Genomic DNA, 12252 nt, shown 5'->3' with positions numbered 1-12252 from the left:
GGATCAGATGGTGAAGCGGGCGCCGGCGCGGGCAAGTCCGCCGGAGATGGCGACCGGCGTGCCGTCGGCGCGCCAGCAGGCGGCACCGGTCAGCGTGCCGTCCGAATTGAAGGCGATGGCGTTCATGCCGCCAGCGACGCGCGGCGAGCGCACCACCTTGTGGCCACGCGCGATCAGCGCCTGCGCCACGGCCTCGGGGATCGCTTCCTCGAGTTCGAGCACGCCGCCCTCGGTCCAGACGCGCGGCGCCTCGACGGCCTCCTGCAGGCTCATGCGGTGGTCGATCAGGTTGACGATCGCCTGCAAGGCCGAGGGGAAGATGCGCAAGGCTCCGGGCAGGCCGAGCGCGAAGGCGAGCCGGCCGTCTTTCACCGCCATCATCGGCGCCATCGAGGTGAAGACCCGTTTGCCCGGCGCGATCGAAAGCGCGCGGCCGGGATGCGGATCGAAATTGTACATGTAGTTGTTGGCGATCATTCCCGTACCGGGGATCTGCACGCAGGCGCCGAACAGCCCGTTGATCGTCTGCGTCGCGCTGACGACATTGCCCATCGCATCCGCGACGGTGACATGGGTGGTGTCGGCGGATTCGCCGCCGGAGAGCCCGGCCGTCCAGCTTTTCGCCTGCCCCATCGCGATCAGGGCGCGGCGCTCGTCGGCATAGGCCTTGTCGATCAGCTTCGCGACCGGGACCTTGACGAAGGCCGGGTCGGCGGTCGCCACGGCGCGGTCGGCAAAGGCGATCTTCAGCGCCTCGGCCAGCAGATGCACGGCATCCGTCGAGCCGAAGCCGAGCGCGCCGATATCGTAGCCTTCGAGGATGTTGAGCATCTGCGTGATATGCACGCCCGAGGACGAGGGCGGCGGCGGGCCGATGATCTCGTAGCCGCGATAGGAGCCCCGGATCGGCTCGCGCAGTTCGATCTTGTAGTTCGCAAGGTCGGCCTGATCGATCAGCCCGCCATTCGCGGCCATGTAGTCGGTCAGTGCCCGCCCGAGCTTCCCGCCATAGAGCGCGTCCGGCCCCTCCGCCGCGATCAATTTCAGGCTCGCGGCATAGTCGGCCTGGACGAGCCGCATGCCCGGCTGGAGCGGCTTTCCACCCGGCAAAAGCATCGCCGCGAGGCCGGGATCGCGGGCGAGGTCGGCGGCATTGTCGGTGATGCAGTTCGAGAGATAGGGCGTGACCACGAAGCCGCGCTCCGCCAGCCCGATCGCCGGTTGCAGCACTTCGGCCAGTGGCAGCGTGCCGAAACGAATGAGCGCCTCGCACCAGCCCTTGAGCGCGCCAGGAACGGCGACGGCCTTGGCCCCGACCACGTTCTCGCGGTCGCGCGTGTCGCGCTGCTTGCCGATCTCGTCGGAGAGGCACTCGTACATCTCGGGCGTCGCATGGCCCGGTGCGGTCGAGAGATTGTCGATCACGACATGGCGCCCGTCGGCGAGCCGGATATGGCTCAGCCCCCCGCCGAGGATGCCGACCATCATCGGCTCGGCCACCGTCAGCGCGAAGAGCGAGGCGATAGCCGCGTCGATGGCGTTGCCGCCGGCGAGAAGCATCTGCGCGCCGGCCGCAGAAGCCAGCGGGTGGTTGGTGACGACCATGCCGCGCGAGCCGGTCGCCGGCTTCTTCTCGCAGATGAAGTCGGCGACGCGCGGGACGGATGCGGGAGCGTTCATGACCGGCCTCGTCAGCCCTTCGTCGCGGCGATGGCGTCGAGCACCATCTTGGTCGCGCCCGAGATGTCGCCGAGCTTCTCGCCCATCTTGACGCGATTCTGCGTCTTCTCGCCCCGCTCCTGCCGGGCAAGGGCCGCGTCGGCGATCGCCTCGGCGTCGGCACGCGGCAGCACCAGCACGCCGGACTCGTCGGCAAGGATGACGTCGCCGGCCTTCACCGGGACATTGCCGCAGGAGATCGGTAGGTTGAGCGTGCCGCCGAGATTGTAGAGCCGCGTGGTGATCGGCGACATGCCGCGGCACCACATCGGGAAGTCGGAATCCTCGATCTCGGCGAGATCGGTGCAGGGACCGTCGACGATGCCGCCGATCGCGCCTGCAGCCTTCGCGGCAACCGTGACGCCGCCGCCCCAGCAGGCATGCTTGTCGTCGCCGAGACGGTCGACCACGAGGATGTCGCCGGGGCGCAGCAGGCCGAGCGTGTGATGCAGCAGGGTCGAATCCTGGCCCGGAATCGCCAGCGTCACCGCCACCGCCGCGATGCGCTTGCCGCGCAGCAGCGGCTGGATGCCGCGATCCATGAAGCCCCAGTGCTGGGAATGGCCGATGGTGGCGGTCTCGACCTTCTGCAGCTTCTCGACCAGCGCCGCCGGGAGCTGCTCGGGCATTGCTTCGATGCGGTAATCGGGCATGTTTCTCTCCTATTTTCCGACAGCACGGGCGACGCCGACCAGGCGTTCGACCACGAGAACGACGGCAAGCGTCGCGACGATGAGCACCACGGACAAAGCCGCGATGAGCGGATCGGTACGCCCTTCGACATAGCGCACCATCTCGACCGGCAGGGTCGAGGCGCGGGGGCCGGCGATGAACAGGGAGATCACCGTCTCGTCGAAGGAGAGCAGGAAGGACAGGCAGGCGCAGGCGATCAGGCCGGGCGTCGCCAGGGGCAGCGTCACCCGCCGCACCACCCGCCAGGGCGTGGCGCCGAGCGTCGCGGCAGCCGCCTCGATATCATCCGGCAGGTTCGCGAGCGCCGTCGTCATCATCCGGATGACGAAGGGCACGGTCACCGTCATATGGCCGAGCACCAGGCCGGGCAGCGTCGCGGTCAGCTTCAACGGCGAGAAGAACAGCAGCAATGCGAGGCCGGTGATCAATGTCGGCAACAGCAACGGCGCCAGGAAGAAGCTCGTCAGCGCCGCCTTGCCGGCGAACCGCCCCTTCGCGAGGGCCAGCGCCGCCGGCACGCCCACCGCAAGCGACAGCAGCGTCACCACCGCCGCGACCTGCACGCTGAGCCAGAGCGCCGCCAGCAGCGGCCCGTTGCCGACGAGCTGCTGGAACCAGCGCAGCGAATAGCCCGACGGCGGAAACACGATGAAGTTGTCCGCCGAGAAGGACAGCATGACGACGACGACGATCGGCGACAGGATCATCGCATAGACCAGCGCCGCGAAGCTGGAGAGAACGCGCCCGGCCCCGGTCATCGCTGCAGCCTCCGCGCCACGAGGTTGGAGACCACGAGCAGGACGAGCAGCAGGATGAGCGTGTAGATCGCCAGCACGGCCGCGACCGGCCAGTTGGTATTGGTCGTCGCCTGCTCGAAAATCTCGGTCGCCAGCACGAAGACGCGCCCGCCGCCTAGGAGCTTGGGCGTGATATAGGCCGACATCGACAGCACGAAGCCCAGGCCAGCCGCGAGCGCGATTGCCGGCAGGCTGAGCGGCAGGGTGACGCGCCGGAAGGTCCGGAACGGCGAGGCGCCGAGCGAGCGCGCGGCTTCCTCCAGCGTGCGGTCGAGCCGGCCGAAGCCGGCGAGCAGCGCCAGGATCATATAGGGCATGATGCTCTCGGCGAGGCCGATGGTGACGCCGGTCCAGTTGAAGACCAGCTTCAGCGGCGTCGTGATCAGCCCGAGCGATTGCAGCGTGGTGTTGACCAGCCCGCGATCGCCCAAAATGGCGAGCCAGCCGAAGACGCGCACCACGCCGGAAACCAGCATGGGCAGGATCGCGACGACCGCGAGCAGGCCACGGAAACGGGAATCCGTGCGGAACAGGAAAAGCGAGACGGGATAGGCCAGGCAAAGCGCGATCAGCGTCGAGACCGCCGAAAGCCAGAGCGAGTTCAGCGTCAATTCGAAGGTGAAGCTGTCATGGAAGGTCGCGCGCGCGGTCGCCAGCGACCAGGCCTCGACCATCGCACCCGTCGGCCCGACCTCGTTGAAGGCGTTGCGGAACAGTCCGAGCGACGGCCAGACATAGACGACGAGCAGAAGCAGCGTCGCCGGGATCAGCAGCAATGGCAGGCGGCGCGAGGCGGTCATGTCGCCTCGCGTGCGAAGACGCGGCTTTCAGCCCGCGGCCAGACGACCGCGACCTCGGTCCCCTCGGTCGGCGCCGTCGAGCCCGATGGCATCTCGACCGTGAGCTGGCCGCCAGCGCCCTCCACCAGCACCTCGACATGGTCGCCGACGAAGACGCTGCGCAGCACGCGACCGGTCAGCCGCGCTGTATCGCCGCCCGCCGGTTCGGAGACCGGCACGATGCGCATGCGCTGCGGCCGGACGAAGAGATCGGCATTCTGAGTGGGCTCGACCGGCACCGGCTGTTCCCAGACCGTCGCGCGACCCTGCGCGTCGCGCGCCAGCGGCAGCACGTTCGCCCGCCCGACGAACTCGGCCACGAAGCGCGTCGCCGGCCGGTCGTAGATATCCTCGGCATTGCCGATCTGGGCGATGCGGCCGCGATGCATCACCGCGATCCGGTCGCACATCGTCAGCGCCTCGACCTGGTCATGCGTCACGAAAAGCGTGGTGATGCCGAGCGTGCGCTGGATCGAGCGGATCTCGTGGCGCATCGCGTCGCGCAGCTTGGCGTCGAGATTGGACAGGGATTCGTCGAGCAGCAGCACCGAAGGCTGGATCACCAGCGCGCGGGCCAGCGCGACGCGCTGCTGCTGGCCGCCCGAGAGCTCCTTCGGGCGCCGCTGTTCGAGGCCGCTGAGCCGCACGAGGGCCAGCCCCTCCTGAACGCGCTTGTCGATCTCGGCGCGGGAAACGCCGCGCTCCTCCAGGCCGAAGGCGATGTTGCGGCCGACCGAGAGATGCGGGAACAGCGCGTAGGACTGGAAGACATAGCCCATATTGCGCTTATGGGCCGGCAGCCGGGTGATCTCGCTGCCGTCTAGCGTCATCGTGCCGTGATTGGGCTCGATCAAGCCGGCGAGCATGCGCAAGGTCGTGGTCTTGCCGCAGCCGGAGGGACCGAGAAGCGCCACCGCCTCGCCCTGCTCCACCAAGAGCGAGACGTCGTCGACCGCGACCGAGTTGCCGTAGCGCTTCTGCAGCCCGGCGAGTTCGAGATAGCTCATCGCCTGCCGCTCAACGTGCCGCCGCAATGACCTCGCGCCGCCAGCGGTTGTTCCACTGGTCGCGCACCTTCAGGATCTCGTTCCAGTCGACCGGGATCATGCGGGCGCGGTTCTCCGGCGAAGCGGCGGTGCGGCCCAGCGCCTTGGCGTCAATATCGGCCATGCCGTTGGTCGGCGCATAGAACATCCGCTCGGTGAAGGCCTTCTGCGCGCCCTGCGACAGCGCATGCGCGACGAAGGCGGCGGCCGCAGCGCGGTTCTTCGAGCCTGCCGTGAGATTGATCGTGTTGACCTGGAAGACCGAGCCCTCGGGCGGCAGCAGGGCGTTGATCTTGCCGCCGGTCTGGTCGGAATAGAGCTGGGCGCGGGCGTTCCAGCCGGTCGCGACCTTGGCCACCCCGTTCAGGATCAGCGAATAGCCGTCGGGATTGGGGTCGAAGGTGTTCACGCCGGGCGCCAGCTCCTTCAGCTTCTTCATCGCGGCGTCGATCGACTTGCGGTAATCGCCGCCCGCCATCTTCTCGGTCATCGCCGTCAGGGCAAGGCCCTGGATGTTCGGCGGCGCGGCCAGCGCGATCTGGCCCTTGAGATCGGGCCGCCAGAGATCGGCCAGCTTAGCGATCTGGGGATTGAGCGCCGCATCCTGCACGATGACGAGATGGTCGAAGGTCACGGCCGGGCCGAACTCGCCGCCGGCCGCGCGCGCCTCCGGCAGCAGTTCGTTCAGCACCGGGAATTCAGCCGGCGTCAGCTTCTCGAACAGCCCTTCGAGATTGCCGATGCTGGAGGTGGTGACGTCCATGATCACCACATCGGTCTGCGGATCGGCTTTCTGCGCCCGGACGCTGCCGACCATCTGGGCCGAGGATCCGCCGGGCACGAAATTCACCTTCACGCCCGGATGCGCCTGCTGGAACGGCTCGATCACCGCCTTGGTATAGTTGTCCTGGAAGATGCCCGCATAGGACATCAGCGTGATCTGCCCGGAGAGCGTCTGCGCCCGCAGGACGGCCGGCATCGCGATGGTCGCGAGGCCGGACTGGATGACGAGGCGGCGGGTGAGCATGGGAAATCTCCTGCTGTAGCGCCGCCTCGGGCGGCTAGCTTGAAAGCCGGTCGGCTCAGGCCGGGACCTTCGACGCGAAATGCGTAATGAAGCGGGCGCAGACATCGGTCAGCTTCTCCGCCAGCTTCACGCCGGTCTCGGCCGAGCAGAGCGTCGGATCGCCCTTGCCGACGCCGTCGTGATAGACCTCGTCATACTCGTTGGGCATCCCGACCTCGGCGCCGTCGAAGCTTGCGGTGCCCAGCCCCGTGAAGGGCAGGTCGAGGATGGGGTCGCGCTTCATCGGCTTGCCGGCCGGGATGAAGTCCTTGCGGATCAGCTCGGGGAAGAGATGCAGGCCGAGGCTGGTCAGCGGATCGGCGCCATGGCCGGAGACCTTCGCCGACGTCTCGGCGCCGACGATGCCCGGCAGCATGCCGTAGGCGATGCGCCAGAGATAGAGGCTCGGCAGCACGATGCGCTCGCGCTGGTAGAGCTCGCGCGCGACCTCCGAGATCGGCCCGACATTGCCGCCATGCCCGTTGATGACGATGATCCGGGTCAGGCCGTTGCGATGCAGCGAGTCGACCATCTCGGCGATCACCGCCGTCAGCGTGCCCTGCGAGATCGCGATGCCGCCGATCATCGGGCCGAACCAGTCCGCGCCGCCATAGGGCAGCACCGGCGCGACCAGCGTGCGCGTGCCGGCCTTGCTCGCCTGCAGGGCGGCAAGCTCCGCGATCTTCTCGGCCAGCAGATAGTCGCCCATCGGCGCATGCGGGCCCTGGTCCTCATGGCTGCCCATCGGCAGCAGGATCACGGGGTTGGACTTCAGCAGCTCGCGGGCCTCCCCGCCCGAGATGGTGCCCATATGGACGAGAGGATCGGTCTTGGTAGCCATGGCGTGGTCCTTCCTTGGGATAGATTTTGGTTTGTCAGCGTTCGCTGGTGCGTGGGTCGAGCACGTCGCGCAACGCGTCGCAGAGCAGGTTCATCGCGAGAATGGTCAGGGTCAGAACGGCGCAGGGCCAGAGCAGCAGCAGCGGCGCCTGCTCCATGGTCGAGCGCGCCCCGCGGATCATCAGGCCCCAGGACGGCGCCGGCGGTACGACGCCGAGCCCGAGGAAGGACAGGCCGCTCTCGATCACCACCGCGGCAGCCACCGCGAGCGAGAACTGCACGAGCAGCGGCCCCGCGATATTGGGCAGAACCGTCCGGAACAGCAGGTGCGACTGGCTGGCGCCGAGTGCCCGTGTCGCCTCGACATAGTCGCGCCCTTTCACCGCCAGCACCTCGGCATAGGTCACGCGCGCGAAGCCGGGCACGTAGAGCACCGAGAGAACGAGGATGAGCGTCCCCGCTCCCGGGCCGAGCAGCGTCACTACCAGCAGCGCCAGCAGCACCGGCGGGAAGCACATGATGATCTCGACGCAGCGCACCGTGAGGAAAGCCCCCCAACTCCGCGCCCAGCCGCCGATCAGCCCGAGCGTGATGCCGACGAGCCCGGCGAACAGCGCCGAGACGAAGGCGACGGAGAGGCTGGTGCGCGCCCCCCAGACCAGTCGCGAGAGCACGTCCCGGCCGAATTCGTCGCGACCGAGCCAGGAGCCCGGCATCGGCCCGGCCAGCCGCCGCGCCACATCCTGCCGAATCGGATCGGGCAGCGGCAGCAGCGGCGCCGCGATCGCGATGAGCAGGATCGCCGCGACCACGCTGCCAGGCAGAATGAGCTTCTTGATGCCGCGCCGCTTCATCCGTGCTGCACCCGTGGGTCGATCGCCGCATGCAGGAGTTCGACGAGGAGATTGATGAGCAGGAACAGCACCGAGATCGTCAGGATGATGCCGACCACCATCGGATAATCGCGCCCCTCGACGGCGCGCAGCAGCGGCGTCGACAAGCCCGGCCAGTTGAAGACGTACTCGACCAGCACGGTGCCGCCGAGCAGGGTCCCCATCTGGAGACCCAGCACGGTGACGACCGGGTTCAGCGCGTTGCGCAGCACATGGACGACGAGCGTCCGCCGCGGCGACAGCCCCTTGGCGCGGGCTGTGCGGACATAATCATGGGCGAGCGCATCGAGGGTCGCGGCCCGCGTCATCCGGAACAGCACGGCCGCCAGCCCCTTGGCGATCGCGATCGCCGGCAGCGCCAGGAGCTTGAGATGCTGCCCTGGGTCCTGCGCGAAGGGCGTGAAGCCGCCGGCCGGCATCAGCCTGAGCGTCTGCGCGAACAGCAGGACCAGCAGCGTGCCGACGACGAAGACCGGCACGGCGAGCAGGAGCGCGGTGATCCAGGAGGCGACACGGTCGAAGGCGCCGCCGCGATGGACGGCTGCATAGACGCCGGCGGGCACGCCGACCACGAGCGCGATCAATGTCCCCGCCAGGATCAGCTCCAGCGTGCGCGGCAGGCGGAGCGCGATTTCCTGGATGACCGGGTAGTCGTCGACCAGCGAGGTGCCGAGATCGCCGCGCGCCAGCCCGGCCAAGAACCGGCCGTACTGGACCATCAGCGGCTGGTCGAGCCCGAGCTTCTCGCGCAGTTCCTGCACCGTCGCCGGATCCGGCATGGCGCCGGAAGTCGAGAGCAGCAGCTCGGCAGGGTCTCCTGGCACCATGTGCAGCGCCAGGAACACGATCGTCGCGACGATCCAGGCCATCGCCAGGGTCAGGAACAGCCGTCGTCCGAGCCAGCCCGCGCTCATCCGAAATACGTCTCCTCGAGCATGTTGCCGGAGGAGGTCGAGAGCGCGCCGGGCTGGTTGACGAAGCCCATCACGCCCTTGTCCATGCCATAGCCCTGCTCGCGCCAGGCCAGGCCGACGAGCGGCACTTCTTCCAGGGCGGCGCGCTGCATCTCCTTGTAGATCTCGATGCGCTTCGTCTGGTCGAACTCGGCCCGTCCCTTGGCGAGCGCGGCAATGGTGCGCGGCGCATCGACCTTGAAGGAGCGTCCATGCGTCGGCGAGAGCGAGGTATCGAGCACCACGGTCAATCCGTCCGGGTCGTTATTGTCCGAGGACACGCCATGGATCGCCATGTCGTACTGGCCGCGCGTGCCACGGCTGACCCGGGTCGACCAATCCGGCAATTGCAGTTCCGCCTGGATGCCGATCGCAGCGAGATATTGCTGGACGATCTCGGCAGTGTCCTTGTGCATGCCGAACTGGGCGGTGGCGAGAATGGTCGTCTGGAAGCCGTTGGCGAAACCCGCTTCGGTCAGCAGCGCCTTGGCCCTGGCCGGATCGTAGTTCCAGCCATGCGCCAGGTCCTTGTCGTACCAGGGCGTGCCCTCGACGATCGGCAGGCCCTCGAGCGGCTTGCCGCGCCCGAAGAAGGCGACCTTGACGATATCGTCGCGCTTCACCGCATGGGCGACGGCGCGGCGCACGCGCGGGTCGTTGAACGGCGGCTTCGTGCCGTTGAAGAGCACGTCCATGAACGGCCCTTCCTGCGTGTCGAGCTTCAGGCGCGGATCGGCCTGGACCGTCGCCATCGACTGCCAGGGCACGTATTCGATCATGTCGACATCGCCCGAGATCAGCGCCGCGTTGCGCAGGTTCTCGTCGGCATAGACGACGAACTTGATGCCCTTCGCCTTGGGGATACCCGGCTTGTAGAACTTGTCGAAGGCGGCCAGCTCCAGCGAGGTGCCGCGCTCCTGCCCGACGAGACGGAAGGGACCCGCGCCGATCGGCTCGTTCGGGCTCGATTTCCGCCAGATGATGAAAGTGTTGTAGTTGGCGAACCAGCTCGGCAGCGTGACCAGCGGCTCCTTGGTGATGAGCCGGACCGTCTGCGGATCGGGGATTTCCACCCGCTCGATCAGCTGGAACTGCGTGCGCATATAGGCGGTCGATTTCTCGCCGGCGATCTGCTCGATCGACCATTTCACGTCGTCGGCCGTGACCGGCTCGCCATTGTGGAAGACGCAGCCCTTGCGCAGTTTGAACACCCAGGCGCCCTCGGCATCGCGCGACCAGGATTCCGCAAGCTCGCCGCGCAACTCGCCCTTGCCGTCATAGGAGACGAGACTGCGGTTGATCAGCATCTTGACCGTGCCGGCCGAGGCACCCGTCGAGACCCAGGGCTGCAGGTTCGGCGGAAAGGCCGAGAGGCCGTAGCGGATGATGCCGGCGGCGCGTTGCGCGCTGGCGGGGCGGATCAGGAAGGGCGAGGCCAGCAGCGGACCGGCAAGACCGGCACCAAGGACGGAACGGCGAGAGATGGTCATCGGCTGATCCTCTGCTGCTGGGTCCGGCTGTCCGCGGGCTTATGCCCTCTGGCTTCCCGTTGATGGCGGGAAGGGCGGAGCCGGGCGGACGCGAGCAATAACCGCGCCAGCGATCCGACACGGCCGCTCGCGCCCGGCCAAGCGGCCCGGACTCCGGCTCTCTGTCGCGATGGTGGCGTACACGGTCATGCGGTTCCCCGGCGCGGCTTCACTGTAGACGAACAGATGAGCCACGCTCTTGATGCGTCATGTATACGTGGCGGATTTTTTGTTGTCTACTCTCGAAAGCCCTATGGAAGAGCGAAAGGGGCACGATGTCGATGGCGATGATCGAACAGGACGAGATGGCCGCCTTGCGCGGCAAGCCGACCCGGGAACGGGTCTATCTCTATGTGCGCGAGCAGATCCTGCGCGGCCGCTTCCTGGGCGGCAGCTTCATCGAGGAGGAGCAGATCTCCTCCGCGCTCGGCGTGTCGCGAACGCCGGTCCGCGAGGCCTTCCACCGCCTCGAAGCCGAGCGCTTCATCGATCTTCTGCCGCGCCGCGGCGCACTGGTCCGGCAGGTGACGGCGAAGGAGCTGCTAGATCTCTACGAGGCCCGGCGCATGATCGAGGGCCACGCGATCCGCCGCATCTGCCGCGAGGAGCTCCCCCTTCCCGCCGACATGCACGCGATCCTCGCCGCGCTGGAGCGCCTGCCGCAGGGCGACTATTTCAATCGGGTCGAGCTGAACCGCGAGTTCCATTTCGTCATGATCGCCGCGGTCGACAATGTCGTGCTGTCGGAGCTCTACCAGTCGCTCGGTGCCCGCCAGCAGCGCGTCGCGATGACGGCGATCCACACCGACCCGACGCGCATCAGCCGCATCAGCAGGGAACATCACGCCCTGGTTGCCGCCCTCACCGAATGGGACGAGGAAAAGGCGCTGGCGATCCTCGAACAGCATCTGCGTCCGATCGTCGGCGTGATCTCGCGCCTGCCGGAGGAGGCCGTCGAAATCTGAGAGACGATTTGAACACTCAGCCCTCATCCGGAGGAGCCGCGACAGCGGCGCTCCTCACGATGAGGGCCGGATTCTCAAAGACAATATGACGCCTCAGGCCGGCTCCAGCATCGCCTGGATGGCTTCGCGGCGCTCGCCGAGATGCCGCAGCAGCGGATCGAGATGGGGCACGCGATCGCCCGCTGCCGCGAAGGGCACCGCTTCCCGCACAAGCGCGTGAAGCTTGCCGGTGACGGCGCCGAGCGGCGTCGCCTTGCGGATCTCCACCGCCTGCGCCGCGACCATCAATTCGACCGCCGCGATCGACCGGCAGAGCGACGCGACCTCCGCCGTCTTGCGGGCAGCGAGCCCGGCCATGCCGGCCCGGTCGAGATTTCCGTTGGAATGGCTGGAGCTGGCGAGCTCGTGCACCACGGGTGCGGTCGCAAGCCGCGCCTCGGAGGTGATCGCCTTGTGGAACTGCGCCAGCCCGTTGAAGCCGGGCAGGCCGACGCCATCCTCCTCGATCAGCCCGACGGTGAGCCCCGACCAGAAGGAATCGACCTGCTTGGCGACACGCTCCGCCGAAGCGGTCATCACCGGGGCGAAGCCGAGCCGCGCGATATCGAGCGCCATCGACAGCGACACCGTGTCGAAATTGGCGACCGAGACCAGCGCCTGCTCCTCGATCGAGACGATCGGGTTGTTCTGGCTGGCGCTCAGCTCCGCCTCGACCTGGCCATAGGCGAAAGCCAAGCTGTCGGCTGCCGCGCCATGGAGCAAAGGCAGCGAGCGGAAGCTCAGCGGGTCCTGCAGATGGCGCGGCCCGCCCTTGGCGAAGAGATAGCTGCCGGCGAGATAGGCCCGGATGCGCTCGCCATGCCGCTTCAGCCCCGCGAAGGGGCGCGACTGCAAGGCGGCATTCGAGACGAT

General features: G+C 67.8%; 12 protein-coding genes. 1 reads left to right on the top strand and 11 read right to left on the bottom strand.

Features of this window, described 5'->3' with window-relative positions; all coding sequences use genetic code 11:
- Positions 1 to 3: 3 nt before the first annotated feature.
- From JHD80_RS15030 to JHD80_RS14985, 10 genes are read right to left on the bottom strand one after another with little or no spacing between them, the layout of a single operon-like run.
- Positions 4 to 1680 (bottom strand): cephalosporin acylase I, encoded by a 1677-nt coding sequence (locus JHD80_RS15030; protein ID WP_199088738.1) that lies wholly within the window; start codon positions 1678 to 1680, stop codon positions 4 to 6.
- 11 nt (positions 1681 to 1691) lie between these two features.
- Positions 1692 to 2372 carry an RraA family protein gene (locus JHD80_RS15025; protein ID WP_199088736.1) on the bottom strand — a complete coding sequence of 227 codons (681 nt, stop codon included), beginning with the start codon at positions 2370 to 2372 and terminating at the stop codon, positions 1692 to 1694.
- A gap of 9 nt (positions 2373 to 2381) precedes the next feature.
- Positions 2382 to 3170: an ABC transporter permease gene (locus tag JHD80_RS15020; protein ID WP_199088734.1), complete on the bottom strand. Its 789-nt coding sequence runs from the start codon at positions 3168 to 3170 to the stop codon at positions 2382 to 2384.
- On the bottom strand, positions 3167 to 4009 hold the full coding sequence (locus JHD80_RS15015) for an ABC transporter permease (RefSeq protein ID WP_199088732.1): 843 nt from the start codon (positions 4007 to 4009) through the stop codon (positions 3167 to 3169). The genes JHD80_RS15020 and JHD80_RS15015 overlap by 4 nt, the downstream gene beginning before the upstream one ends.
- Positions 4006 to 5055 carry an ABC transporter ATP-binding protein gene (locus JHD80_RS15010; protein ID WP_199088730.1) on the bottom strand — a complete coding sequence of 350 codons (1050 nt, stop codon included), beginning with the start codon at positions 5053 to 5055 and terminating at the stop codon, positions 4006 to 4008. The genes JHD80_RS15015 and JHD80_RS15010 overlap by 4 nt, the downstream gene beginning before the upstream one ends.
- A 10-nt stretch (positions 5056 to 5065) precedes the next feature.
- On the bottom strand, positions 5066 to 6121 hold the full coding sequence (locus JHD80_RS15005; protein WP_199088728.1) for an extracellular solute-binding protein: 1056 nt from the start codon (positions 6119 to 6121) through the stop codon (positions 5066 to 5068).
- A gap of 55 nt (positions 6122 to 6176) precedes the next feature.
- Positions 6177 to 7001: a creatininase family protein gene (locus JHD80_RS15000; protein WP_199088726.1), complete on the bottom strand. Its 825-nt coding sequence runs from the start codon at positions 6999 to 7001 to the stop codon at positions 6177 to 6179.
- 34 nt (positions 7002 to 7035) lie between these two features.
- Positions 7036 to 7854 (bottom strand): ABC transporter permease, encoded by an 819-nt coding sequence (locus JHD80_RS14995; RefSeq protein ID WP_199088724.1) that lies wholly within the window; start codon positions 7852 to 7854, stop codon positions 7036 to 7038.
- Positions 7851 to 8807 carry an ABC transporter permease gene (locus JHD80_RS14990; RefSeq protein WP_199088722.1) on the bottom strand — a complete coding sequence of 319 codons (957 nt, stop codon included), beginning with the start codon at positions 8805 to 8807 and terminating at the stop codon, positions 7851 to 7853. The genes JHD80_RS14995 and JHD80_RS14990 overlap by 4 nt, the downstream gene beginning before the upstream one ends.
- On the bottom strand, positions 8804 to 10336 hold the full coding sequence (locus JHD80_RS14985; protein ID WP_199088720.1) for an ABC transporter substrate-binding protein: 1533 nt from the start codon (positions 10334 to 10336) through the stop codon (positions 8804 to 8806). The genes JHD80_RS14990 and JHD80_RS14985 overlap by 4 nt, the downstream gene beginning before the upstream one ends.
- 320 nt (positions 10337 to 10656) lie before the next feature.
- On the opposite strand from JHD80_RS14985, the gene JHD80_RS14980 reads away from it, so the two are divergent.
- Positions 10657 to 11340 carry a GntR family transcriptional regulator gene (locus JHD80_RS14980; protein ID WP_199088718.1) on the top strand — a complete coding sequence of 228 codons (684 nt, stop codon included), beginning with the start codon at positions 10657 to 10659 and terminating at the stop codon, positions 11338 to 11340.
- A gap of 93 nt (positions 11341 to 11433) precedes the next feature.
- Here the strand turns inward: JHD80_RS14980 and JHD80_RS14975 are convergent.
- On the bottom strand, positions 11434 to 12252 hold an 819-nt coding region (locus JHD80_RS14975), incomplete at its 5' end, for an aromatic amino acid lyase (protein ID WP_199088716.1).

This window comes from Allobosea sp. ASV33 (genome assembly GCF_016428755.1).
In the GTDB taxonomy this organism is placed as follows: domain Bacteria; phylum Pseudomonadota; class Alphaproteobacteria; order Rhizobiales; family Beijerinckiaceae; genus Allobosea.
This window is presented reverse-complemented; position numbering and strand designations above follow the sequence as displayed.

Bases quoted from the DNA above. Each gene is read 5' to 3' on its own strand.
- JHD80_RS15030 (WP_199088738.1), bottom strand. From the start codon at position 1,680: ATGAACGCTCCCGCATCCGTCCCGCGCGTCGCCGACTTCATCTGCGAG.
- JHD80_RS15025 (WP_199088736.1), bottom strand. From the start codon at position 2,372: ATGCCCGATTACCGCATCGAAGCAATGCCCGAGCAGCTCCCGGCGGCG.
- JHD80_RS15020 (WP_199088734.1), bottom strand. From the start codon at position 3,170: ATGACCGGGGCCGGGCGCGTTCTCTCCAGCTTCGCGGCGCTGGTCTAT.
- JHD80_RS15015 (WP_199088732.1), bottom strand. From the start codon at position 4,009: ATGACCGCCTCGCGCCGCCTGCCATTGCTGCTGATCCCGGCGACGCTG.
- JHD80_RS15010 (WP_199088730.1), bottom strand. From the start codon at position 5,055: ATGAGCTATCTCGAACTCGCCGGGCTGCAGAAGCGCTACGGCAACTCG.
- JHD80_RS15005 (WP_199088728.1), bottom strand. From the start codon at position 6,121: ATGCTCACCCGCCGCCTCGTCATCCAGTCCGGCCTCGCGACCATCGCG.
- JHD80_RS15000 (WP_199088726.1), bottom strand. From the start codon at position 7,001: ATGGCTACCAAGACCGATCCTCTCGTCCATATGGGCACCATCTCGGGC.
- JHD80_RS14995 (WP_199088724.1), bottom strand. From the start codon at position 7,854: ATGAAGCGGCGCGGCATCAAGAAGCTCATTCTGCCTGGCAGCGTGGTC.
- JHD80_RS14990 (WP_199088722.1), bottom strand. From the start codon at position 8,807: ATGAGCGCGGGCTGGCTCGGACGACGGCTGTTCCTGACCCTGGCGATG.
- JHD80_RS14985 (WP_199088720.1), bottom strand. From the start codon at position 10,336: ATGACCATCTCTCGCCGTTCCGTCCTTGGTGCCGGTCTTGCCGGTCCG.
- JHD80_RS14980 (WP_199088718.1), top strand. From the start codon at position 10,657: ATGGCGATGATCGAACAGGACGAGATGGCCGCCTTGCGCGGCAAGCCG.